The organism is Streptomyces sp. NPDC001530 (assembly GCF_042894545.1).
Lineage (GTDB): Bacteria > Actinomycetota > Actinomycetes > Streptomycetales > Streptomycetaceae > Streptomyces.
Map to the genome: position 1 here is coordinate 74,721 of NZ_JBIAVS010000008.1, position 23,291 is coordinate 98,011.

Genomic DNA, 23,291 nt, shown 5'->3' on the forward strand with positions numbered 1-23,291 from the left:
CCGGTACCGGCGTCTTCCCGTTCTTCGTCATCCGCGGCCTTCCTCGTTGTGCTGCGGTGCCGTCGCGTACGCCGCACCGGGGTGTCCGACTCCGCTGGAGCCCTCATGAGTGAACCCCCTGGCGCCGCCGTGTCCCTTGCCGAGGCACCGCCCGCCGACTCCCCGGCGAAGCCGCTCACCGCCCAACGCGTGCTGCCGCTGCGCAGGCCGGGCCGCTGGATCACCACGGCTGTCGTGCTGGTCCTGGTCGCCCAGATCATCCACGGCCTGGCCACGAACCCCTTCTACCAGTGGGACCGCTTCCGCTACTGGTTCCTGCGCCCCACCATCCTCGACGGCCTCGTCATCACCCTCGAAGTGGCCGCGCTCAGCGCGGTGTTGGGACTGCTCGGCGGGGTGCTGCTCGCCCTCGCGAGGCTCTCCGGGAGTCCGGTGCTGCGTGCGGCGAGCTGGGTGTACACGTGGCTGTTCCGCTCCGTACCGCTGATCGTCGTCCTGATCTTCCTCTACAACTTCAGCGCCCTGTACAAGACGTTGAGCCTCGGTGTGCCGTTCGGGCCGGCCTTCGTCACCTTCGACGAGTCACGGCTCGCCACCGACATGACGGTCGCCGTCATCGGCCTCAGCCTCAACGAGGCGGCGTACGCGGCCGAGGTCGTCCGCGGGGGAATCCTCTCCGTCGACCAGGGCCAGCACGAGGCGGCCGCCGCGCTCGGCCTGCCGAAGACGTACCAGTTCACCCGGATCGTCTTCCCGCAGGCCCTCAGGTCCATCACCCCGAACTACGTCAACCAGCTGATCGGCCTGATCAAGGGCACATCCCTGGTGTTCTACGTGTCGCTGCTCGATCTGTTCGGCTCGGTGCAGACGATGGGCAGCACCTATCCCGGCGACATCGTGCCGCTGCTGCTGGTCGCCACCGTCTGGTACCTGATCCTCACGAGTGCCGTGTCCGTCGTCCAGTTCTACGTCGAGCGGTACTTCGCCCGGGGCGCGACGCGCACCCTGCCGCCGACGCCACTGCAGAAGGTGCGGACCGGCCTCGGTGATCTGCGGGCCCGGCTGCGCAAGGAGGCCGCCGTATGACCACCGCCCAGACCCTCGACGCGCGTCCCGCCGCCCTTGAGGTCCACGACGTGCACAAGTGGTACGGCGCCCACCGGGTGCTCGACGGCGTCGACCTGACGGTGCGGCCCGGCGAGGTCACCGTCATCCTCGGCCCGTCCGGCTCCGGCAAGTCGACGCTGTTGCGGGTGATCAACCACCTGGAGAAACCCGAGGTCGGATACGTCAGCGTCAACGGCGAGTTGATCGGCGTACGACGGCACGGTGAGCGTCTCAAGGAACTCAGCGAGCGAGCCATCCTGACCCAGCGCGGCCGGATCGGCTTCGTCTTCCAGAACTTCAACCTCTTCCCGCACCTGACCGTCCTCGACAACGTGGCCGCCGCGCCCGTGGCCACCGGCAAGCTGACCAAGCCCGAGGCCCAGGAGCTGGCACGCGAACTGCTCAGCCGCGTGGGCCTGGTCGAGAAGACCGGCGCCTACCCGCGCCAGCTGTCCGGCGGCCAGCAGCAGCGCGTGGCCATCGCCCGCGCCCTCGCGCTGCGCCCAGGGATCATCCTGTTCGACGAGCCCACCTCGGCACTCGACCCCGAACTGGTCGGCGAGGTCCTGGCCGTCATCAAGGACCTGGCGACCAGCGGCACCACCCTCGTCATCGTCACGCACGAGATCGGCTTCGCCCGCGAGGTCGCCGACCGGATCGTTTTCATCGACGGCGGTCGCATCGTCGAACAGGGCTCGCCCGCACAGGTGTTGGACCACCCGCAGCACGAGCGGACCCGGGACTTCCTCAGCAAGGTGCTCTGACCGGCGCCTCCCTTCTGCCACTTCACCGCAGTCACAACCTCTTCACCGCAGTCACGCCCTCCTCCAGCGACAAGGACAGCCATGCCTACGCACTTCTCTCGACGCAGCCTGATACGCGGTATCACCGCGGCGACCGCCGTTGCCTCACTGGCCGCCGGGCTCGCCGCCTGCGGGGGCGACAGCGACGCCGCCACCACGACCGACGCCGCGGGCACGGTGACCGTGGGACAGCTGTCCAACGGGGCCGCCGAGCAGACCAAGTTGAAGGTCTCCGAGGTGAAGTCGATCAGCGCCGAGCTGCCCGCGTCGGTCCGCAAGAGCGGCAAGCTGGAGATCGGCGTCGGCGCCCTGCCCGACGGCTTCCCGCCCCTCGCGTACGTCGGCTCGGACCAGAAGACCCTCACCGGAGCGGAACCCGACTTCGGTCGTCTGGTCGCCGCGGTCCTCGGCCTGAAGCCGGAGCTGAGGAACTCCACCTGGGAGAACATGTTCGTCGGCATCGACAGCGGCAAGGTCGACGTCGCCTTCGCCAACATCACCGACACCGAGGAGCGCAAGAAGAAGTACGACTTCGCCTCCTACCGGAAGGACAACGTCGGCTTCGAGGTGCTCAAGAAGAGCACGTGGAACTTCGACGGCGACTACGAGAACCTCGCCGGCAAGACCGTGGCCGTCGACAACGGCACCAACCAGGAGAAGATCCTTCTCGAGTGGCAGACCAAGCTCGAGAAGGAGGGCAAGCAGCTCACCGTCAAGCACTTCGCGAGCAAGAACAGCACCTACCTGGCGCTGACCGGCGGGAAGATCGACGCGTACTTCGCCGCCAATCCCGGTGTCGCCTACCACGTCACACAGACCGCCAAGTCGCCCAACCCGACGCGCAGCGCGGGCACGTTCTCCGGTGCCGGCGCGTCGCTGCAGGGCCTGATCGCGGCGACCACGAAGAAGGACAGCGGGCTGGCCAAGCCGATCGCCGACGCGATCAACCACCTGATCAAGAGCGGCCAGTACGCCAAGTGGCTGTCCGCCTGGAACCTCTCCAACGAGGCCGTCAGCACTTCCCAGGTCAACCCGCCCGGGCTGCCACTCGACAACTCCTGAGCACCCGCACCTTCATGACGGATCGCCGGCCCGCTGTGGGGGCCGGCGGCCCTGAGCCCGCCGAAGTCGCCCCGTTACCGCCACGGAGATCCGACACCCATGTCCACCATCGCCCCTCCGCCGCAGCCGCAGAGCCCGGCGGCGCCACTCCACATCCTGGACAACGCGGCCTGGGCCGCGCTGACCGGTCCACACTCGGTGTTCGCCGAGCGCGTCGGACGCGCCGCCCGCTACCGCACGGACCTCTCCCCGTTCACCGCCCTGGCCGACCCCGACGATCCCCGCGCCTGGCACGACCTCGCCGAACTCGTCGGCCCCGGAACCGTCGCAGCGGTGTCGGGGGTCAAGGACACTCCCGAAGGCTGGGAGACCGTACGGCGCGGCGAGGGCGTCCAACTCGTCGGCACCGCACTGCGCGCCGAGCCCGCCCCCGACGCGGTGCGGCTCGGGCCCGACGACGTGCCCGAGATCCTGGACCTCATCGCCCTGACCGAGCCCGGCCCCTTCCTGGCCCGCACGGTAGAACTCGGCACCTACCTCGGCATCCGGCACCGCGGACGGCTGATCGCCATGGCCGGCGAACGGCTGCGCCCACCGGGCTGGACGGAGATCAGCGCCGTCTGCACTCACCCGGACCACCGCGGCCGGGGCCTGGCCACCCGGCTGCTGCGCGCGATCGCGGCGGGCATCAGGGAACGCGGAGACACCCCCTTCCTGCACGCCTCCGCGAGCAACATCGCAGCGATCCGGCTCTACGAGTCGATCGGCTTCACCCCGCGCCGACGCAGGAACTTCCTCCAGGTCCGCACTCCGGGCGCGGCGCCGGAACAGACGGCGTAGCCGGGCTGTTGTGGTGGAAGACGACATGATGCCGGTGCGCCCCCGGGCCCGCCGAGCCGGATGGGCGGAGGTGACCGAGGTGCCGGGTGTGTCCCGCCTCCGCGCCAAGGTCCTTGCCCCGCGCCGCCGCGTGCATCTGTACTCCCGGCCGCACATCGACCTGCAGCGCGTGGCCGGCGCGCTCTGTCGTCCCTGACCTGTCACCCCGCCGCCGGACCCGCCAAGAAGAGGGTCCGGTGCTCTCGTACGGTCGAACAGGAAGGCACCCTCACGTGTCCTCGTCATCTTCGCTGCCCTCTTCCTCCCCTGCTTCCTCCCCTTCGTCCTCTGCGGCGCTGCACCTCGCCGTCGCACTCGACGGCGCCGGCTGGCATCCGGCCGCGTGGCGCGAGCCGGTGGCCCGCCCCCGGGAGCTGCTCACCGCCGCCTACTGGACCGACCTGGTCACCGAGGCCGAGCGCGGGCTGCTCGACTTCGTGACGATCGAGGACGCGCTCGGACTCCAGTCCTCGCACCTCACCGAACCCGACGGGCGGACGGACCAGGTACGCGGACGCCTCGACGCCGTCCTCATCGCGGCCCGGGTCGCACCGCTGACCAGCCACGTAGGACTGGTGCCGACGGTGGTGGCCACCCACACGGAGCCGTTCCATATATCCAAGGCGATCGCCACCCTCGACTATGTGAGCACCGGCCGCGCGGGCGTACGGGTGCAGGTGTCGGCCCGCGCGAACGAGGCCGCGCATTTCGGCCGCCGTACCTTCCCCCCGTTCCGTTTCGAGGACCTGGAGAGCCCGGCCATAAGGGAGTTGAGCGTCGAGCTCTTCGACGAGGCCGCAGACTACGTCGAAGTGGTCCGCCGGCTGTGGGACAGCTGGGAGGACGACGCGGAGATCCGGGACGTCGCCACCGGCCGCTTCGTCGACCGCGACAAGCTGCACTACATCGACTTCGAGGGCCCGCACTTCAGCGTCAAGGGCCCCTCGATCACGCCCCGTCCACCGCAGGGCCAGCCCCTGGTCACGGCACTGGCCCACGAGACCGGGACGGGTGCGCCGTTCCGCCTGCTGGGGCGTTCCACCGATCTCGGATACGTCACTCCGCACGACGCCGAGCAGACACGCGCCGTCGTCGCCGCGGTCCGTGCCGAACAGGATGCGGCCGGGCGCGCCGCCGAGCCGCTGCACCTCTTCGGCGACCTGGTGGTGTTCCTGGACGACGACCCCGCCGCCGCGGCGGCGCGCCGCGAGCGTCTCGACTCCCTCGCGGGCCACCCGTACACCAGCGACGCGCGGATCTTCACCGGAACTCCCGTCCAATTTGCCGATCTGCTCCAGGAGTTGGCGCAGGCAGGGCTGTCCGGCTTCCGGCTGCGCCCCGCCGTCGTCGGCCACGACCTCCCCGCGATCACCCGGGGTCTGGTTCCGGAACTCCAGCGCCGCGGCGCCTTCCGGACGTCGTACGAGGCCGACACCCTGCGCGGGCTGCTGGGACTTGCTCGCCCCGCCAACCGCTACGCCGCTGCCACCGCCTGAGCCGGAGGGACCGTACGACCATGAGCAAGCCGCTGAAGCAGATCCATCTGGCCGCCCATTTCCCCGGCGTCAACAACACCACCGTATGGAGCGACCCGGACGCCGGCAGCCATATCGAGTTCAGCTCGTTCGCGCACTTCGCGCGAACCGCCGAACGCGCCAAGTTCGACTTCCTCTTCCTCGCCGAGGGACTGCGGCTGCGTGAACAGGGCGGCAAGATCTACGACTTGGACGTCGTGGGACGGCCCGACACCTTCACGATCCTCACCGCGCTCGCCGCCGTCACCGAACACCTGGGGCTCACCGGCACCATCAACTCCACCTTCAACGAGCCGTACGAGGTGGCCCGCCAGTTCGCCAGCCTCGACCACCTCTCCGGCGGGCGCGCCGCGTGGAACGTGGTCACCTCCTGGGACGCCTTCACCGGGGAGAACTTCCGCCGCGGCGGCTTCCTCCCGCAGGAGGAGCGGTACTCCAGAGCCAAGGAGTTCCTGAGCACCGCCGGCGAATTGTTCGACTCCTGGCACGGGGACGAGATCGTGGCCGACCAGGAGACCGGCACGTTCCTGCGCGACGCGAAGGCCGGAGCCTTCGTGCACCAGGGGCAGCACTTCGACATCGAGGGGCAGTTCAACGTCCCGCGCAGCCCGCAAGGCCGGCCGGTCGTCTTCCAGGCGGGCGACTCCGACGAGGGACGCGAGTTCGCGGCCGCCGACGCGGACGCCATCTTCAGCCGGTACAGCACCCTCGAGGAAGGGCAGGCGTTCTACACGGACGTCAAGGGCCGCCTGGCCCGCCACGGCCGCGCCCGCGACGAGCTGCTGATCCTGCCCGCCGCGACCTTCGTCCTCGGGGACACCGACGCCGAGGCGGAGGAGAGCGCCCGCGAGGTCCGCCGCCAACAGGTCAGCGGCGCCACCGCCATCAAGCACCTGGAGTTCGTCTGGAACCGCGACCTGTCCGCGTACGACCCGGACGGTCCGCTCCCCGACATCGATCCCGACCTCGGCGAGCACACCATCGCGCGCGGCCGCGCCCAGGTGCGCATGTACCGCGACCCGCTGGCCACCGCCCGCGAGTGGCGGGAGCGGGCGGCGGCCAACAACTGGTCGATCCGCGACCTGGTCATCGAGACCGGGAACCGTCAGTCCTTCGTCGGCTCCCCGGCCACCGTCGCCGAGACCATCAACTCCTTCGTCCAGGCCGACGCCGCCGACGGGTTCATCCTCGTCCCGCACCTCACCCCGGGAGGCCTCGACGTCTTCGCCGACACCGTGGTCCCGCTGCTCCAGGAACGCGGGGTCTTCCGTACGGAGTACCAGGGCAGCACCCTGCGCGACCACCTCGGCCTGACCCACCCCGACGTGGACACCCGGGGCGAGCGGGCCGCGTCATGAAGGCGCGGTTCTGACGGGCGGCGGCCGCAAGCGGTGGTCGGGCACCTTCGGCTCGTACGAAGGCGTCTGGGGTCACCCGGCCGCGTACGGCGCCGAGGGCGGCAGCCGCTCCTCAACCCGCCCGGCGCCGAACTCCGGCTGCCACCGGGCATCGTCGGAAAGCTTGGCACGGTCTCACGGCCGGACGGCGCCGGCGGCCAGGTCACGTACGACGGCTCCCCGCTGTACACATACATCGGCGATGTCCAGCCCGCCGGCACCAGCAGTGCCGATCCGCACTGGTCCGTGATCAACCCTCAGAACGCGCCGCGACCGCCGCCGCGGGCCGCCGGACGGGCTCCGGCCGGCCCGCGACGGCCTGCCGAACCTCCTCCACATCCTTGCGGCCGCCCTGACGCCACAGCCACGTGATGTCGCGGCCGAAGGACCAGACGAGCGACGCGAGCGCCAGGAGCACGGCCCCGACGGTCGCCTCGCGCGGCAGGATCCCGGCGCCCGCGACGAGCAGCACGATGCCCTGCAGGGCCGCCACCGTCTTGCGCGCCATGCTCGGCGGCAGCGCGGCGTTCAGCCACGGCAGCACCCGCGCGGCGGCCACGAACGCGTACCGCATCGTGCCGATCAGCAGCACCCACGGGCCGAGCGACATCGCGACGTACACGCTCAGCACCAGGATCAGGAACGCGTCGACCTCCATGTCGAAGCGGGCGCCCAGGGCGGAGGACGTTCCGGTGCGGCGGGCGACCTTGCCGTCGACGCCGTCCAGGATCAGGGCGACCGCCGTCAGTCCGACCAACAGGCTGACCGGGGGCGAGCTCTGGAACGAGTCCGCGACGAGGGCGGTGACGCCGCCGACGAGGATCGCGCGGCCGAGGGTGACGCGGTTGGCGGGGCCGAAGGAGCGGGGCTGCGAGCGGCGCAGGGCGCGGGTGAGTACCGCCCAGGTGGCGATCGCGAAGGCCAGGCCGGTCAGCCAGCCCGCGGGCCCCATCCCGATCGCCGTGCCCAGCAGGGCCAGCAGCAGGAGCTGCACACCGGCTCCCACGATGGTCTCCTGCTGGGGGAGCCTCGCGTCGTATGTGTTGTTCAGGGCCACCGCACATCCTCCGGCCGTATGACAGAGTCGATCAACGCCGCGTACAGTGCGCGGCTTGTCACTGCTCCGTACGTGAAGATCTGCTGAATCGTTCAGGGGGACGCTCATGGAACTCACAGCTCGCGCCTTCTGGCTCGGTTCTCCCGGCCATGGCGAGATCCGGGACGTCGCCGTGCCCGCGCCCGCGGAGGGGGAGGTGCTGGTGCGCACGCTCTTCTCCGGGGTCAGCCGGGGCACCGAGACCCTCGTCTTCCGCGGGGGTGTTCCGGAAAGTCAGCATGCTTCGATGCGTGCACCGTTCCAGGACGGAGACTTCCCCGCACCGGTCAAATACGGCTATCTGAGTGTCGGCCGAGTGGAGGAAGGACCCGTGTCGCTGCGCGGGCGGACCGTCTTCTGCCTGTATCCGCATCAGACGCGGTACGTCGTTCCGGCGAGCGCCGTCACGGTCGTACCGGACTCGGTCCCCGCCGCGCGCGCCGTGCTCGCCGGGACCGTCGAGACCGCGGTGAACGCCCTCTGGGACGCCGCGCCGCTGATCGGCGACCGGATCGCTGTGGTGGGCGGCGGTATGGTCGGCTGCTCCGTCGCCGCGCTGCTCGCCCGCTTCCCCGGCGTCCGCGTCCAGCTCGTCGACGCGGATGCGGCGCGCGGCGATATCGCCCGCGCCCTCGGCGTCGACTTCGCGCTCCCCGAGGACGCCACGGGCGAGTGCGACCTCGTCGTGCACGCCAGCGCCACCGAGGCGGGGCTCACCCGGTCGCTGGAACTCCTCGCCCGGGAAGGCACCGTGCTCGAAATGAGCTGGTACGGCGACCGGCGCGTCAGCCTGCCGCTCGGGGAGGCCTTCCACTCGCGGCGGCTGGTCGTGCGCAGCAGCCAGGTGGGTTCCGTTTCCCCGGCGAGCCGGGCCGGCCGGACGTACGCCGACCGCCTCGCGCTCGCCCTCGAACTGCTCACCGAACCCGCCTTCGACGCGCTGATCACCGGCGAGTGCGGCTTCGAGGAACTGCCGGACGTGATGGCGAAGCTCGCCTCCGGATCGATACCCGGCTTGTGCCATCGCGTCGTCTACGACGACGTTTGAGCCCGGAACAGGCTGCCTGACCTCTGAAGACGGCAAAGAAAGGGGAACAGGCAGCTGAACAAGGAGAACGGGGCAGCCGTACTACACGGCGTGCCCCCGGCAGGGGATCAGACGCACCGCACCTGGAGGGTCGTCCGTTGTTCAGCATCACCGTCCGCGATCACCTGATGATCGCCCACAGCTTCCGTGGCGAGGTCTTCGGCCCCGCGCAGCGCCTGCACGGGGCGACGTTCCTGGTGGACGCCACCTTTCGGCGCGCCGAGCTGGACGACGACAACATCGTCGTCGACATCGGACTGGCCACACAGGAACTCGGCGCCGTCGTGAGCGAGTTGAACTACCGCAATCTCGACAACGAGCCGGACTTCAAGAACACCAACACCTCGACGGAGTTCCTGGCCAAGGTCATCGCCGACCGCCTCGCCGACCGCGTGCACGCCGGAGCGCTCGGCGAGGGCGCCCACGGCCTTGCGGGCATCACGGTGACGCTGCACGAGTCGCACATCGCCTGGGCGAGTTACGAGCGTGCGCTGTGACCGACACGACGATGGACCGGGCGTCCCGGAACACTGACCAGGCGGTCCGAAGCGGTGACAAGGCATCGCTGAACGGCGGCCAGCCCGCCCTGAACGGCGGCAAGGCTTCCCTGAACGGCGGCCCCACTGCCCTGAATTACGTGCCCGTGCAGAACGCGGCTCTCAAGAACGCCGAGATCATCCCCATGTCCCTGCGCACCGTGCACTTCGTGATGCCGGGCGGCGTCGACGACCTGTCCGCGCCGAGCGGCGGCAACGCCTACGACCGGCGGCTCTGCCTGGACCTGCCCGGCTTCGGCTGGCAGGTCCACCGGCACGCCGTCGCGGGCAGCTGGCCCCGCCCCGGATCCGCCGCCCGTACGGAACTGGCCCGTACGCTCCGTGAATTGCCGGACAGCACCGTCGTCCTGCTCGACGGGCTCGTCGCCTGTGGCGTCCCCGAGATCATCGTCCCCGAGGCCGAACGGCTCTGCCTCGTCGTGCTGGTGCATCTGCCGCTCGGCGACGAGACGGGTCTCGCGCCCGCCGTGGCCGCCGACCTGGACGCCCGGGAACGGACGACGCTACGGGCCGTGTCGGCCGTCGTGGCCACCAGCGACTGGGCGGTCCGCCGGCTCGTCGCCCACCACGGGCTCGCTCCCGACCGGGTCCATGTCGCCGCGCCGGGCGCCGACATCGCGCCGCTCGCCTCCGGCACCGACGGCGTCTCGCGGCTGCTGTGCGTCGCCGCGGTCACCCCGCGCAAGGGACAGCACCGACTGGTCGAGGCTCTCGCCACCGTCACCGACCTCCCCTGGAGCTGCGTCTGCGTCGGCGGACTCGGCCAGGATCCGGCGTACGTCGCCGAGCTGCGCGCCCTGATCGAGAAGTACGGCCTCGGCGACCGGCTGCACCTCGCCGGACCGCAGGCCGGCGCCGAACTCGACGCGAGCTACGCCGCCGCCGATCTCATGGTCCTCACGTCCTACGCCGAGACGTACGGCATGGCCGTCACCGAGGCGCTCGCGCGCGGCATCCCGGTGCTGGCGACGGACGTCGGCGGCCTTCCCGAGGCGGTCGGGCGCGCACCCGACGGCGGGGTGCCCGGCATCCTCGTACCACCGGAGGATCCTGCGGCCCTCGCCGCGGAACTGCGCGGCTGGTTCGGCGAGGCCGACGTACGACGCCGTCTGAAGGCGGCCGCGCGGGGCCGTCGCGCCGCGCTGGACGGCTGGGCCACCACGGCCCGCAGCCTGGCCGGTGTGCTCGGCCGGCTTCCCCGGGAACCCCGGAGGGCGGCGTGAGTACGGCGACGACTCCCGCGGGGGTGCCGGGGTGCGGCGCGGCGGTGCCCGGCGGTTCCGGGAAGATTGCGAGGACTGGTGTGCCTGGTCAGCGGGTCGATGCGGCCGAAGCCGACGACGTGCCTCGATACGCCCCCCAGTGGCTCCAGTTGCGCGAAGGCGCGGACGCCGCCGCGCGGGCGCCCGAACTGCTCGACCCCTTGCGCGTTCGGCTGGCGAATCGGCCGGGGCGGGGCGGCGACCAGGTGATTCACGATCTCGGCTGCGGCACCGGCTCCATGGGCCGCTGGCTCGCACCCCGCCTCGACGGCGCCCAGCACTGGATCCTGCACGACCGGGACCCGTATCTGCTGCACTTCGCGACCGTGGGGGCGCCCCGCGCGGCCGCCGACGGCAGCCGGGTCACCGTCACCACGCAGCGCGGTGACATCGGCCGGCTGACCACCGACGCCCTCGCCGGGGCCTCCCTGGTGACGGCCTCCGCGCTGCTCGACGTGCTCACCGGCGAAGAGATCGACCGGCTGGCGGCGGCCTGCGTGGGCGCCGGCGTCCCGGCCCTGCTGACGTTGTCCGTCGTGGGGCGGATCGAACTCGCGCCGGGCGACCCGCTCGACGCCGAGTTCGCCGAGGCGTTCAACGCCCACCAGCGGCGCGGCGAACTGCTCGGCCCCGACGCCGTCACGACGGCCTGCGAGGCCTTCGACCGGCACGGCGCGACGGTACGCGTGCATCCGAGCCCCTGGCGGCTCGGTCCCGACGACGCGGCGCTCACCGAGGAATGGCTGCGCGGCTGGGTCGGCGCGGCCTGCGAGCAGCGGCCCGACCTCGCGGCGCACGCGGAACCGTATCTGCACTCCCGCCTCGCGGCGTGCGCCGCGGGCGAGTTGCGGGCGGTCGTCCACCACAGCGATGTGCTGGCGCTGCCCCGGCAGACGGGCGGTGCGGTGTGAGCGCCGGAGTGGAGACAGCGGGGGTAGCGGCGGTGGACGCGGGCGCGGTCCGCACGCGGACGAAGGGTGCGGGCGCGGTCCGCAGGCGTAGAAGGGGCGCGGGCTCGGTGCGTACCCTCGGCAACGCGGCCGCCCTCCGGATCCGCGGCGATGCGGACCTGATCCCGGCAGGCGTGCTCCGCACGGAGAGCGTGGCGGAGCCGGCCCGGACCGACAGCGCGACGAGGCCGACCCCCGTCGGCCGTCAGGCAGGCCCGGCTCCCGCCGACCACGCCGCGGGCTCGGCTGCCGTCCGTACTGAGGCGAGTGATGTGGTCCTGGTTCGTCCCCGGAACACGGCGGGTCCGACGTCCGTCGATGGTGTGGCTGCCCCGGCCCGCCCCCGGAGCACGGCGGCTCCGATGTCCGTCGACGGTGAGTCTGTTTCGACCCGCCCCCGGAGCACGGCGGGCCCGGCATCCGTCGACAGCGATGCGGCCCCGATTCGCCCCCGAACCACGGCAGGCCTGCGCACTCGCCTCAGCTCCCGCCGGATCCGCACCCACCTCGGGACCGTCGCCGGTGTCGTCATTCTCGGTGTGCTGCTCTGGCGGCTCGGTACCGGTGTCTTTCTGGACGGCCTGCGGCGGATCGACGGTGCGACGCTGCTGGCGGCGCTCGGCGTCGGGCTGCTCACCACGGTGTTCAGCGCGTGGCGGTGGTGTCTGGTGGCCCGCGGGCTGCGGATCCGGCTGCCGTTGGGGCCGGCCGTCGCGGACTACTACCGGGCGCTGTTTCTGAACGCGGCGCTGCCCGGCGGGGTCCTCGGTGATGTGCACCGAGCCGTACGCCACGGCCAGAGCGCTGGGGACATGGGCCGCGGAGTGCGGGCGGTGGTGCTCGAACGGACCGCGGGGCAGGCGGTGTTGGTGGCCGTTGGCGCGGCGGTACTGCTCACGCAGCCGTCGCCGGTGCTCGCGGAGACCCGGCAGTTCGCGGTCGCCCTGGCGATCGTCTCGGTCTGCGGAGTGGTGACGGTGGGCGCCGCGCGCCGTGGCCGGACGCCCGGCCGGTCCCAGCGGTACGGAGCCGTCCACGCCACGCTCGCCGAGGCGCGGGGCGCGCTGCTGGCCCGGGGCAGCTGGCCCGGTGTGCTGCTCTCGTCGGTGGTGGTGCTGGCCGGTCACCTGGCCATGTTCGTGCTCGCCGCCCGGGTCGCCGGATCGACGGCGTCCGCTGCCCGGTTGATACCGCTGGCGCTGTTGGCCCTGCTCGCCATGGGGCTGCCGCTGAACGTCGGCGGCTGGGGCCCCCGGGAGGGTGCCACCGCCTGGGCGTTCGGCGCCGCCGGGCTCGGCGCGAGCATGGGTCTGACCGTCGCCGTGGTGTACGGAGTGCTCAGCTTCGCGGCGAGCCTGCCCGGCGCCGCTGTGCTGGTCGTCCGGTGGTGCGCGGCGCTCCGGCGCCCTCGCGAGGAGAGCGCAGGAGGGCACGATCAATGCCGACGTTCAACGACCGACGTAGTTCACCCTTCCGAGGCCTCCGCGGTCTCCGAGGCCCCCGCGGCTTCCACAGGCAGCGTCTTGGACGTCACCAGGGAGAAATACGCCCCGAAGGAATCGGTGAGCGCGGCCAGCAGTTCCTTCCCCTTCTCGGCGGAAGCCCTCGACGGACGGCCGATGACACCGGACTCGGTATAGGCCGACATGCCGAGGGTGAGGAGATGCCGCCGGTCGTCGGCGAGGAAATCGGAGGTCTCGTAACCGGCTTTGACACATTCCGGATGGGCGTGCAGAAGAATGGAGGCCTCGATTTCTCCCGCATGCATATCGCTGAGCAACGAGGTCTCGACACCGGCCCGTTCCCGCGCCGCGTCCCAGTCCTCCATGGCCGGGAAAAGTGCCATGCGGTTACCGCTCCCCGCGGATTCCTGAACGACATTGCCCAGTACGTAATTTCCGCCGTGTCCGTTGACCAGTACCAGGGTGTCGACGCCCGACCGGCGCAGCGAGTCGGCGATGTCCCGGACCACCGCGTGGAGCGTGACGGAGGAAATGCTGACGGTCCCGGGCCAGGCCGCGTGCTCGTGCGAGCAGGAGATCGTCACCGGAGGAAGCAGATGGACCGGATACGCGGCGGCGACCTCCCGCGCGATGGCGCACGCGACGAGCGTGTCGGTCGCGAGCGGAAGGAACGGACCGTGCTGTTCGAAGCTGCCGACGGGAAGGACGGCGACCTGACGGGCGACACCGGCCCCCCGCTCTCGTACCTCCTCCGTGGTGTCCAACGGCAACAGACCGGATACCGTCGAGCGCATTCCTGAACTACTCATGTTTTCACGGCCTTTCGACTCTGCTTAGGAACCAGATCATGACAGATAACGTTGGCGTACTCGGCGGGAATGCCCACCTCACAGGTGTCGAACGAGTCGTGATTGCCCCCTTGCCCACCGTGTACGGCGATTTCCACGCGGTCGGCTACCTCGACCACGATCGGGGCGAGGAACAAGTGGCCCTGGTGTACGGGGACTTGGACACCATTGGGGAAGGAGACGTGCTCGCCCGGCTGCATTCGGAGTGCCTGACCGGCGACGCCTTCGGATCCACGCACTGCGAGTGCGGCCCCCAGCTCGCCGCCGCGCTGCGCGCCATCGTGGCCGAGGGGCGCGGCGTCCTGGTCTACCTGCGGGGCCACGAGGGCCGGGGGATCGGCCTGCTCGCCAAGCTGCGCGCCATGAAGCTCCAGGCGGAGGGCCTGGACACCGTCGAGGCGAACCTCGCTCAAGGACTTCCGGTGGACGCCCGCTCCTACCGGGTGGCGGCGGAGATCCTGCACGACCTCGGCATACGGTCCGTACGCCTGCTCTCGAACAACCCGCGCAAGCGGGAGTCACTGCTGCGCCACGGCATCAAGGTCGCCGAGCAGGTGCCGCTGCTGATCCCGCCGTGCGAGGAGAACCTCAGCTATCTGCTGACCAAGCGGGAGCGCCTCGACCACCATCTGCCGCACCTGGACGCGGTGGCCCACTTGTCGTGAGCTCGACCTCCCTGTGGACCGCTCAGGCGTCGCCGAGGTCACCAAGGAGCGTGTCGATGACCAGCTCCTCCTCGATGCGCACGCCTCGCTCCTGGAGCGCCTGGGAGAGATCCGGATCCCAGGCTGCCTCCGTGGGCGTTCCGGTGAGCGCGGGCGCGGCCGCGTGGGGGACGGCGCGGTAGTCCGCCGCGGTGTAGCGCCAGGGCTGCCAAGGGGCGTGACGCAGCAACGAGTTCGCGATGCGCAGGCCGCCCCAGTCGAAGTCGCCGTGGTAGAGCAGGGTGGCGCCCTGGGAGCGCAGATGGCTCAGGAGCGTGAGGGCCGCCGCCGACGGCTGGCCCTGGAGGCACAGGAGAGGCGGAGAACCGGGACCGTATGCCTCGGCCGCGGCGGCGATGACCGCAGGGTTCTCGCAGACGCGGACCACGGCGGGGGTCGCAGTGGAGTCCGGCGGGCGGACGGTGACCTGGCGGAGCGTGAGAACGGCCGGTTCGCCGGTGTCGGCGAGCCAGTCCAGGGCCGGCGTGCCGCGCAGGTTCAAGACGAGGACAGTGGACGACAGATCGTCCCTCAGTAGCCCCGCCGCCGCCCATGCGGCGCGGCGCCACTGGGCCCCCGTACCGTGCGGGATGCCGGTCAGGGCGCGGATGCCGGACAGCACGACGGTGGCGAGCGGTGTGCCGTCGTCCAGCGCGTGCGCGCCGCCGACCGTACGCGCCGCGAACGCGGGCAGCGAGGTGGCGGGATCGACGGGCAGCGCACACAGGACGGCTGCCGCGCGGGTGAGCAGGGTTCGGGTGGCAGCCGGGGTGTGGACGAGGCGTCGTACGACACCCTCTGACCGCAATTGGCCGGCCCAGGAGGAGAGTTGAGGGTGGGTACGGGTGATGTCGGCCAGCGGCCCGTGGGCAGCGCTCCAGGCCTGAGCCTGTGCGTCACGCCGCTCGCGCAGCGGAGTGACCGGTCCCGTCAGCGCCTCGACCGCGGCGGCGAGGCCGCCGGGGCTGACGCCGGAGCGGCGCAGCACCTCGTCCACCGCGTCGAGTCGCAGGCTCAGTGAACGGCCGGAGCCAGGAGCCCGGCCGAGCAGGCGCTCGGCGGCAGCCCGCTGTGCGGCGGTGGGCGCCGACAACGAGACGGTCGTGGTGAGCGGCTCCTCGCGTTCGAGGCGTCGGCGGACACGTTCCACGAGCCAGGCCGTGTCCCGAGCGCCGAGCAGCCGCCTCAGGCGGGGCAGATCGATGCGCGCCTCGGCACCTGCCACCGCATCCGTCTCAGGAGTCAGGTCCACAGAGGCTCCTGGTCCGTGTCCGTCTCCGCTCGTGCACCGGCTAGTCCGGTGTGCGCCGCCGCCTGTTCCCGTTCCGGCTCCGTGCCGCGGGAGCGATGCGTACCGTCCCACTCCCAGCGGGTGACCAGCACCGCCGCCACCTCGTCGATCCGGGACAGCTGGGCGATGGAGATGCCCGGCACCTGCGGGTAGCACGCCCACTCGCGCTCGCTCGTCATGACGACGTCCAGGTCGAAGGCGTGCAGCAGCCCCAGACACTTGGCCCGTGAGTCGTCGTCCACACCCGCGAACGCCTCGTCCAGGGTCACCAGACGGGGCGCGTACGGGCTGGCCGCGGTGGCGTAGTGCGAGGACGCCGCCGCGAAGAGAGGCACCGACACCGCGAGGACGCGCTCACCGCCGGATGCGGGGCCGGTCGCCGGAACCCACTGGCCGTGTTGGTGGCGCTCGATGCCGAACTCGTGCCAGGAGCGGTAGTCGAGTGCCGCCGTCAGATGCTCGAGCCAGCTGCCCGCACTGTCATCCGTGTGCTGCTGGGCGATCTGCGCCTGGAGGAACTCCCCGACCGCCGCTCGCTCCTCGGGCGACCAGGCGTCGGCCGACTGGCGCAGGTGCTTCCGCGCCTGTGCCAGTCCCGCGGGCGCCTTGCGGGAGGCCCGCCACAGCAGCCGCAGCTTCATGCCGGTGGACGTGGGGCGCTCGTCGAGTTCGGCGTTCATTGCCGCCACCTGACGTTCCGCCGCCTGGATCAACTCCTGGAGCGTACCGGCCACTTCCGTCAAAAGATGAGTCTCCAGGATCTCCCGCTCGTGCGCGGAGAGGATCCGCTGCAGTTCGCCGACCTCGGCGGCCAGGGCCTCGGCCAGCTCGGGGACGGCACGCTCTCTTCCCTGGTAGACGATGTCGACGACCATGCCGTCCTCGACCATCCGGGCCGAGGCGGTGTGGCCGCCCCGTGAGAGCGCGTCCTGGAGCTTCTTGTACTCCTCGCTCAACTGGTGCTGCACCCGCTCCCAGGTGCCGTCCGAGTCGTCCGTGCCCGACAGTTCGGCCTCGACGGTGCGAGCCAGCGCGATGGCCGGTGTCGCCGCCCACGGGCCGCCGTCCAAGGGCGGTACGGCCACCTCGGGGAGCGCGACGGCCAGCAGTCCCGTCGCCACGAACCGGCGCAGCGCGGCGATCGCTTCCGTGCGAGCCGCCGCCGCGTCCGTCACGTCCTGCTCCAACTGCTCGATCCGGCCCTCGGCACGGCTTGCCCGCCGGTCCGCAGCGGTGTGTTCCCCGCGGGTCCGCCTGGTGTTCTCCTCGCAGGTCCGCCTGGCCTGCGAGGTCTCGGCCAGCCGCCGCTCCAGTTCGGCGACGGCCGCGCCGACCGTGGAGCGCAGCGTGGTGTGGCGGGTGTCGGCGGCGGCAGCGGCCCGGGCCGCATCGGTGGCCCGTACGGCGAGTTCCTCGACCCGGGACGCGGCCGTCGCCGTCTCCGTCCGCTCGTCGGCCAGGACCCGCATCGCGTCCGTACGTTCCCGCAGCGCCGGCCAGAGGGCGGCGAGGAGCAGCGCGTACTCGACCAGCGCCTTGCGTACGCCCGCGAGTCCGGCGCGGTCGGCCGGCAGTCCCAAGTCGGCTGCCGCACCCGTCAGTTCGTTGGTCGCGGTGTCGAAGATGCCGGTGGCGCTCGCCAGTTCCCCGGCGCGTTCGTCGCGCCGGGTGCGGGCCCGGCGAGCCGTGTCGTGCGCCGCCGCGGCCAGCGCGTGCGCCTGACGCAGCTCGGCGTCGTCGGGTACGGCGGCCAGCTCGGCGTCGAGCTGTTCGCGGCGGGCGCTCACGTCGGCCAGACGGGTTACTGAGGCTGCCAAGTCACTTTCCAGGAGGGCGAGTTCGCTCCGCAGGGCAGCGATGCGCGCACGGCGTGCTTCCTCGCGAGCCCCTTCGCCGACGTACTCGGCGGCGGGCTTCGACCAACTACCGGTGAGCGCGCCGATACGGAACCTGCCGTCCGGCGCCGCCCAGGTCCCGGCGGCGTTCTCCTCACCCTCGCCGGGACCGTACCCGATCGCGGCAAGCAACCGCCCGACAGCCGACTCACCGACCGCGGCGGCCTTGGCGTCCCCGTGATCCACGGCGGGCCGCAACGCGAGGGCTAGTGAGGGACCCGTAGGGGCGGAGCCGGGGGAGAGGAGCACATCGTGGCCATCCGCGGTGAGCGCGACGCCGTCCGGGAGCACCCAGGCATCCAGCAGCCCGGACGCCTCCAACGCGGCCTCCAGACCTGCCCGTTCGGTGGCCGACACCTCCTCCCGGAAGTCGACGAGCCGCCACAGCGGAGAGCCGGGGATCTCGTCCCGCACACCTGGTGTACGCGTGTACGGGGCTTCGGGGCCACGCAGGCCGCCTGCCTCGAGCACGGTCAGGTCGTGCCGCGCCTGGTCGCGCCGGGCGCCCAGGTCCGCCCGCAGTCGCGTCACGGCCGCCGCCTCGTCGGCCAGGACGGTCGCCAGCGAGCGATGCGCCGCCGCGGCCTCGGCCCGCGCCGGATAGGGGCCGGACAGCCGCGGCGCCCACTCCTGGAGCCGGTCGAGCAGGCCGACCGGGTCGGGGAGCCTCAACTCCACGCAGCGACCGAGGTGTTCACGGACACTCGTCAGCAGTCGAGAACCTGCCTGCGTCGCCTTCTGCTCCGCCTCGGTCCGGACTTCCTCGGCGTGGCCGACCTCTCCCTCGGCCTCGTCCAGACGGCGCGCGGCCGCGATCCGGTCCGCTGCCGCCTGCTCCGCGCGCCCCGCGAGGTCCTCCACCAGGTCGAGAGCACGGCGTCTGCGGGCCACCGACTCCTCGGTGGCGCGGCGCAGTTCCGCCTCCGGCGCGCCCTCCGTGCGCAGGTCACCGTCCAGACGGGCGGCGTGGGCCGTCTCGGTGGCGCGTTCGACGGTGTCGGCGACCGACTGCTCGGCGGCGCGCAAACGGTTCTCGGCAGTACCCAGGCGGCCGAGCGTCCTCGTGTGCGCCTGTGCCGCCTGCTCCCGGTCCGCCTCGGCGCGGGTGAGGTCCTCCCGGGTACGGGTCGCGTCCTGCGCAGCCTGCTCCAGCTCGCGCGCGCTGCGCATCTCGGGGCCCGCGCGCAGCGCAGCGTCCTCGGCGGTCAGCCGTGCCCCGGTCTGCTCGAGCTCCGCGATACGCCGGGCGGCTTCGTCCCGCTCCAGCTCGGCGCTCTCCCGTTCGGCCTGCGCGGCGGCCAGGTCCCGCTGGTGGTGTTCGTAGCGAGCGTGCTCGGTGCGCGGCAACCGGGCCCGGCGGCGGGACGCGATGCGCGCGTAGCGCCGGTAGTGGTCCAGGAAGGCGGAAGCGGCCCGCTCGGCCTCGCCGGCCGCCCGCAGTTCCTCCTTCTCCTCGTCCAGGGAGCGGAACGCCTCCGCGACATCCGCGAGCACCGCCTGGTCCATCGGCGGCAGCGCCTCCGTCAGGGCCTTGGACAGGGCCGCCTCGTTCGGCCGCTTCGACAGCTGGGGCTGGCGGAGCTGGACGAGCAGGTCCACCAGTGCCGCGTACCGCTGCTCGCCCAGCCCGAACAGCGCCTCGTCGACCGCTCTGCGGTATGCCCTGGCCTGGTCGTACACCATCCCGCGCCCGGCGACCGCCTCCGCCAGCCGGTCCCGGGACAGGGCGGTCCCGGTCGCGTCGAGGAGGTTCAGCTCCGGACCGACGCGCTGGTCGGTCACGACGAACCAGTGCCGTGCGATCCCACGTCCCGCCACCGCCTTCAGACCGCAGGCGAGCGTACGGAAATGAGCCTGCCCGGTCGTCTCGTCGAGCCTGCCGAACTCGATCCAGGTGTATCCGAGCCGCTCCGAGTGCGGATGCTCACCGCCGAGCAGCAGATTCCACTCCATCCGCTTGTGCGGGTCCCCGTCCGGCTCCACCCGGCGGGCGGCCAGGTCGCCGTCCAGGAGGAAGGGCAGGGTGAGGGCGAGGACCTTCGACTTGCCGGTGCCGTTGTTGCCGCGCAGCAGCAGTCGCCCGTCGCGGAACCAGAACTCCTCCGCGTCGTAGTAGAAGAGGTCGACGAGGCCGATACGCAGGGGTTGCCAGCGGGTGCGCGCGGGGACAGGGAGGGCGGTCACGAGGTCTTCGCCTTTCGCATGTTGGGGATGCCGGTGGTTGCTGCGCCGCGTACGGCTGCTTCGCGTACGACGATGTCGCCCACCGCGTACCGGGCAAGAGCCGGTCGCGCGCGGACGCCCTCCGTCGCCCGCGTGACCAGGCCGAGGGCAGCGAGCTTCGCCACCGCGAGTTCGACGAGCTCCACCTCGGCGCCGGGTTCCGTGGCCGTTTTCGACCAGAACCCCCCGTGCAGTGCGGCGAGTTCACGCACCCTTCGCTGAAGCTCGCCGACGGTGACCGGACCGGTTGCGGCTGCCAGATGCTCGGCGAGCAGGAGCGTGATGTGCCCGTGCGTGCCCTGCTCCGGCATGCGTACGTCGGTGAGCTCGTCGTGCGGATCGACCAGCGCGATGCCCTCGGCGCGCACCTCGGCGACCAAGCCCGTGAGTTCGGTGATCCGGGCCAGGATGAAGGCGCGCTGCCGGGTCAGATAGGCCAGTTCCTCGTCGGACAGCTCGTCGTAGTAGAGAACGGGGTCGTCGAGCAGGCGTCGGGTGAGCCTGTGGCGGATCGCCCGGAACCGCAGTTCGTCGCTCTCCAGGGAGGTCTCGGCGGCCAGCTCGGCGAGCCGGCCCTCGAAGTCCGCCGCCTGCACCAGAGAGGGACCGCGGCGCGTGGCGAGCAGCCCGGCCAGCACCCGGCGCTCCACGTCGTACAGCACGTCACCGGTCCCGCTGACATAGGCGTCCTCGTCGCCCGCGACCCGGCGCAGCACTCCGAGACGCAGCAGCAGCCGGACCACCGCGGCGAGATCCAGGCGCTCCTCACGCCGCTCCAGGGCGAACTCGACCCCCGCCTCCATGAGCTGGGGATCGGCGGCGTCCAGGACCACCTGCTCGGCGAGCCGCCCCAGAGCGATCTGTGCCTCGCCGCGCTCCAGAGCGGCCAGAGCCAGGCAGAGCAGGACGTACCGGCGCCGGGTGAACGGTGCCGCGCCCCGGGTGGCCTCTCGGGCCGGGTGCGTGGCATCCATGGACGTACCGGGCATCTTGCGCAGCCGGGCGGCCCCCGCGTCGACCTGGAGCGGCCAGCCCGTATTGCGGTCGAACCACTCGCGCAGTTCCGCGGCATGCCGCCGCACCAGCCGGAAGGCGTCCGCGTGCGGGCCTCGCGCGAACAGCAGAGGCTCGCTGAGCAGGGCTCGCGCGGCCCGGCGTACTTCGGCGGCGTGCTGTCCCTCCAGAACCTCCGCCAAGGGGCTCACCGCGTTCATAGGAGCCCTCCGGCGTCCTGTGTCAGATCGATGATCTCCACGGCGTGGTCGGGCCCACGGAAGACGCCGCCCGGTGTGCGGATCTCGGCGACGTCCGACCCCGGAAGGGCGGTGAGCCGGATCTCCATCGTGCCGTCGTTGCTGGTGGCGACTGTGTGCCGAAGCCCGGGACGCCAGGTGGCCAGGGCGTCGCCGAGCAGCTGAAGGAACAACCCGAAGGCCAGCGGGTCGAGTTCACCGAGTTCGCAGAGGCGCACCTCCCCACCGGTGGCGAGCCGGGCGCGGGCCGCCGCGATCTCCGCGCTCTGCTTGGCCGCGTACTCGGCGAGCTGCCGACGCCCTGCGGACCGGTCCTCGACGCGGCGCGTCCTGCCCCGCCGCTCATAGCTGCCGGTACGCCGCAACTGGGGGCTGATGCGCAGAGGTTCGGCCGCTGCCCATGGAGTGCTCGCCGCGATCGGCCGCGCGGCGCGTTCGGTGAGCGTGTCCGTGTCGACGGTGAGATGGCGGGACGGGTAGAGACCGAAGGCGGTGCGCCACAGCCGGTGCCGTGCCTCGTCGTCAGGGGCCTCGGCGAACCAGCGGGCGAGCGTGCGGAAGTCGGCCGAGCGGTCGGAGCGGCCGGAGCGTCGCTCGTTGAGTGCCCGTACGACGGCGAGGAGTTGCGGGATCGCGCCCAGTGCCCGCCCGCGCAGCAGCCTCGCCTGTGACTCGCGCCCTTCGGCGGAGACGAACCAGGCCGCGAGCCCCGACCAGCGCGACGTCCACCGCTCGTATGCCTCCGCCTCGGCCCGCTCGGCCTCGTCCGGCGCTGCGTCGGCGGCCTCGCGGGCGGCCGCCAGACGCAACAACGGTCCGACGCCCTCCTCCAGTCCCAGGATCAACTGGGCGATCCGTCCGCCGAGGGTGATCAGATCCTGGATGAACCGCTCCAGATACTGGATGAGCCGGTCCTTGTACGCCAGGAACACCTCGACGTCGACGCCGTGAAGGTCGATGGTGCGCTGCAGAGACCCCATGAAAGCTCGCGCGTTGTCCGCGAGGGCGGTGAAGCGGCTGGTGAGGGTGGAGAGCGTCAGATGAGCCTTCGCCGGATCCGGTGCCTCGTCGCCACTCAGCACGAGCAACACCCGCAACTGTGTGACGATGTCGTGCAGCGCGACGGCCTGGAGCGCGCCCCGCCGACCGAGCGCCTCGTCATACGAGAGCAGGGCCCCCTCGGCGGCCTCACCGGCCTGGGTGAGCTGGTAGATGAACCGCTTCCGGTAGAAGTCCTCGACCGCGGTGACGCGCGCCGTGTCCGGATCGGCCCGGAGATTGCCCCACTTGACCAGCGAGTCGAGCTTGCCGGTGACGGCGTCGAGATCCATGGACCGTCCGCTCGCCGGAAGTGCGGCCTGTACGTCCTCGGGCCGCAGATGCACCACGAACCGCTCCTTCGCGGCCAGGAACACTCCCATCAGCCGGCGGTACAAGGCGGAGTCGGGCGTGGTCAGGTGAGTGAACGGGGTGTAGCCGGTCGGGAGTCGGTCGGCGGGCGAGGCGGAGGTCATCGATGGCCATTCTTGCCCGGACGACCGCTGATTCTCACCCGTATGCCCGAAACCGCATGCCGGGGCCATGTGCCGACTGCCGCCGCAGGAATCGGCAGCACAAATGCTTCGCGGCTGCGCGAAATTGCCGCCGCGAGCCATCTCGGCGAAGACCTCCCGCTTGAGATCGGCCCGGGCTTGGGACGAGCCATGCAACCCTGCCCCGTCCGCGGTGCCCAGGACGGGCACGGGCCGTTCACGGATGAATGCGTACTGATCCGGGTGGAGCCCGACGAGAGCGTCCGTGGCCTCTTCCACGACCTCGGCCCATGGTCTGCGCACCCGGCGGGTGTGCTCGCTGATGTCCAGGGCGATTCGGCGGCTGA

The 23,291-nt window shown here is 71.7% G+C and carries 18 protein-coding genes and 2 pseudogenes; 14 read left to right on the forward strand and 6 right to left on the reverse strand.

The genetic code is table 11. The features are described 5' to 3' along the window. The first annotated feature begins 105 nt into the window (after positions 1 to 105). The 8 genes and pseudogenes from ACFY0T_RS17625 to ACFY0T_RS17660 form a co-directional block, all read left to right on the forward strand. A complete protein-coding gene (locus ACFY0T_RS17625; RefSeq protein WP_388870702.1) occupies positions 106 to 1,086 on the forward strand; it encodes an amino acid ABC transporter permease in 981 nt (326 codons plus the stop codon). Beyond that, complete coding sequence (locus ACFY0T_RS17630; RefSeq protein WP_388870705.1) at positions 1,083 to 1,871, forward strand: amino acid ABC transporter ATP-binding protein; 789 nt, start codon at positions 1,083 to 1,085, stop codon at positions 1,869 to 1,871. Before ACFY0T_RS17625 ends, ACFY0T_RS17630 begins: the two co-directional genes overlap by 4 nt. Before the next feature lie 81 nt (positions 1,872 to 1,952). Continuing rightward, positions 1,953 to 2,972, forward strand: coding sequence for an ABC transporter substrate-binding protein (locus ACFY0T_RS17635; protein WP_388870708.1), 1,020 nt, complete (start codon positions 1,953 to 1,955; stop codon positions 2,970 to 2,972). A 99-nt stretch (positions 2,973 to 3,071) separates the two neighbouring features. After that, a complete protein-coding gene (locus tag ACFY0T_RS17640; protein WP_388870711.1) occupies positions 3,072 to 3,812 on the forward strand; it encodes a GNAT family N-acetyltransferase in 741 nt (246 codons plus the stop codon). Positions 3,813 to 3,822: 10 nt separating this feature from the next. Next, positions 3,823 to 4,008 (forward strand): putative leader peptide, encoded by a 186-nt coding sequence (locus ACFY0T_RS17645; RefSeq protein ID WP_388870714.1) that lies wholly within the window; start codon positions 3,823 to 3,825, stop codon positions 4,006 to 4,008. 139 nt (positions 4,009 to 4,147) lie between these two features. Continuing rightward, entirely contained in the window at positions 4,148 to 5,347 is a 1,200-nt protein-coding gene (locus ACFY0T_RS17650; protein WP_388871521.1) for an LLM class flavin-dependent oxidoreductase, read from the forward strand. A 20-nt stretch (positions 5,348 to 5,367) separates the two neighbouring features. Further along, positions 5,368 to 6,744 (forward strand): NtaA/DmoA family FMN-dependent monooxygenase, encoded by a 1,377-nt coding sequence (locus ACFY0T_RS17655; protein ID WP_388870716.1) that lies wholly within the window; start codon positions 5,368 to 5,370, stop codon positions 6,742 to 6,744. A 33-nt stretch (positions 6,745 to 6,777) separates the two neighbouring features. Further along, positions 6,778 to 7,002: pseudogene (locus tag ACFY0T_RS17660) on the forward strand (hypothetical protein); the annotation flags it as partial. Positions 7,003 to 7,033: 31 nt separating this feature from the next. Here ACFY0T_RS17660 and ACFY0T_RS17665 read toward each other — a convergent pair. Further along, positions 7,034 to 7,840 (reverse strand): CDP-alcohol phosphatidyltransferase family protein, encoded by an 807-nt coding sequence (locus tag ACFY0T_RS17665; RefSeq protein ID WP_388870719.1) that lies wholly within the window; start codon positions 7,838 to 7,840, stop codon positions 7,034 to 7,036. A gap of 106 nt (positions 7,841 to 7,946) precedes the next feature. Between ACFY0T_RS17665 and ACFY0T_RS17670 the strand changes: the two genes are divergently transcribed. From ACFY0T_RS17670 to ACFY0T_RS17690, 5 genes and pseudogenes are all read left to right on the forward strand, one after another. Then, positions 7,947 to 8,927 (forward strand): zinc-binding alcohol dehydrogenase, encoded by a 981-nt coding sequence (locus ACFY0T_RS17670; protein WP_388870722.1) that lies wholly within the window; start codon positions 7,947 to 7,949, stop codon positions 8,925 to 8,927. 137 nt (positions 8,928 to 9,064) lie between these two features. Then, positions 9,065 to 9,463: a 6-pyruvoyl tetrahydropterin synthase family protein gene (locus ACFY0T_RS17675; RefSeq protein WP_388870725.1), complete on the forward strand. Its 399-nt coding sequence runs from the start codon at positions 9,065 to 9,067 to the stop codon at positions 9,461 to 9,463. Then, positions 9,460 to 10,746: a glycosyltransferase family 4 protein gene (locus tag ACFY0T_RS17680; protein WP_388870727.1), complete on the forward strand. Its 1,287-nt coding sequence runs from the start codon at positions 9,460 to 9,462 to the stop codon at positions 10,744 to 10,746. Before ACFY0T_RS17675 ends, ACFY0T_RS17680 begins: the two co-directional genes overlap by 4 nt. Beyond that, on the forward strand, positions 10,674 to 11,696 hold the full coding sequence (locus ACFY0T_RS17685; protein WP_388871524.1) for a class I SAM-dependent methyltransferase: 1,023 nt from the start codon (positions 10,674 to 10,676) through the stop codon (positions 11,694 to 11,696). The genes ACFY0T_RS17680 and ACFY0T_RS17685 overlap by 73 nt, the downstream gene beginning before the upstream one ends. Before the next feature lie 401 nt (positions 11,697 to 12,097). Then, positions 12,098 to 13,033: pseudogene (locus ACFY0T_RS17690) on the forward strand (lysylphosphatidylglycerol synthase transmembrane domain-containing protein); the annotation flags it as partial. A 167-nt stretch (positions 13,034 to 13,200) separates the two neighbouring features. On the opposite strand, the gene ACFY0T_RS17695 reads toward ACFY0T_RS17690, so the two are convergent. Beyond that, a complete protein-coding gene (locus ACFY0T_RS17695; protein ID WP_388870730.1) occupies positions 13,201 to 14,007 on the reverse strand; it encodes a creatininase family protein in 807 nt (268 codons plus the stop codon). Between the two features lie 38 nt (positions 14,008 to 14,045). Between ACFY0T_RS17695 and ribA the strand changes: the two genes are divergently transcribed. Continuing rightward, entirely contained in the window at positions 14,046 to 14,711 is a 666-nt protein-coding gene (gene ribA / locus ACFY0T_RS17700; RefSeq protein WP_388870732.1) for a GTP cyclohydrolase II, read from the forward strand. 22 nt (positions 14,712 to 14,733) lie between these two features. Here the strand turns inward: ribA and ACFY0T_RS17705 are convergent, their stop codons facing one another. The 4 genes from ACFY0T_RS17705 to ACFY0T_RS17720 are packed head-to-tail and all read right to left on the reverse strand — an operon-like array spanning position 14,734 to position 22,926. Continuing rightward, the gene (locus ACFY0T_RS17705) at positions 14,734 to 16,002 is read right to left on the reverse strand and encodes a TIGR02679 family protein (protein ID WP_388870735.1); all 1,269 of its coding nucleotides are present in this window, start codon (positions 16,000 to 16,002) and stop codon (positions 14,734 to 14,736) included. Next, positions 15,993 to 20,120, reverse strand: coding sequence for a TIGR02680 family protein (locus ACFY0T_RS17710; protein ID WP_388870738.1), 4,128 nt, complete (start codon positions 20,118 to 20,120; stop codon positions 15,993 to 15,995). The genes ACFY0T_RS17705 and ACFY0T_RS17710 overlap by 10 nt, the downstream gene beginning before the upstream one ends. Continuing rightward, a complete protein-coding gene (locus ACFY0T_RS17715) occupies positions 20,117 to 21,373 on the reverse strand; it encodes a TIGR02678 family protein (protein WP_388870740.1) in 1,257 nt (418 codons plus the stop codon). Before ACFY0T_RS17715 ends, ACFY0T_RS17710 begins: the two co-directional genes overlap by 4 nt. Next, a complete protein-coding gene (locus ACFY0T_RS17720; RefSeq protein ID WP_388870743.1) occupies positions 21,370 to 22,926 on the reverse strand; it encodes a TIGR02677 family protein in 1,557 nt (518 codons plus the stop codon). Before ACFY0T_RS17720 ends, ACFY0T_RS17715 begins: the two co-directional genes overlap by 4 nt. Positions 22,927 to 23,291 lie beyond the last annotated feature (365 nt).

Bases quoted from the DNA above. Each gene is read 5' to 3' on its own strand.
- ACFY0T_RS17655 (WP_388870716.1), top strand. From the start codon at position 5,368: ATGAGCAAGCCGCTGAAGCAGATCCATCTGGCCGCCCATTTCCCCGGC.
- ACFY0T_RS17670 (WP_388870722.1), top strand. From the start codon at position 7,947: ATGGAACTCACAGCTCGCGCCTTCTGGCTCGGTTCTCCCGGCCATGGC.
- ACFY0T_RS17695 (WP_388870730.1), bottom strand. From the start codon at position 14,007: ATGAGTAGTTCAGGAATGCGCTCGACGGTATCCGGTCTGTTGCCGTTG.
- ACFY0T_RS17630 (WP_388870705.1), top strand. From the start codon at position 1,083: ATGACCACCGCCCAGACCCTCGACGCGCGTCCCGCCGCCCTTGAGGTC.
- ACFY0T_RS17720 (WP_388870743.1), bottom strand. From the start codon at position 22,926: ATGACCTCCGCCTCGCCCGCCGACCGACTCCCGACCGGCTACACCCCG.
- ribA (WP_388870732.1), top strand. From the start codon at position 14,046: ATGACAGATAACGTTGGCGTACTCGGCGGGAATGCCCACCTCACAGGT.
- ACFY0T_RS17715 (WP_388870740.1), bottom strand. From the start codon at position 21,373: ATGAACGCGGTGAGCCCCTTGGCGGAGGTTCTGGAGGGACAGCACGCC.
- ACFY0T_RS17625 (WP_388870702.1), top strand. From the start codon at position 106: ATGAGTGAACCCCCTGGCGCCGCCGTGTCCCTTGCCGAGGCACCGCCC.
- ACFY0T_RS17640 (WP_388870711.1), top strand. From the start codon at position 3,072: ATGTCCACCATCGCCCCTCCGCCGCAGCCGCAGAGCCCGGCGGCGCCA.
- ACFY0T_RS17635 (WP_388870708.1), top strand. From the start codon at position 1,953: ATGCCTACGCACTTCTCTCGACGCAGCCTGATACGCGGTATCACCGCG.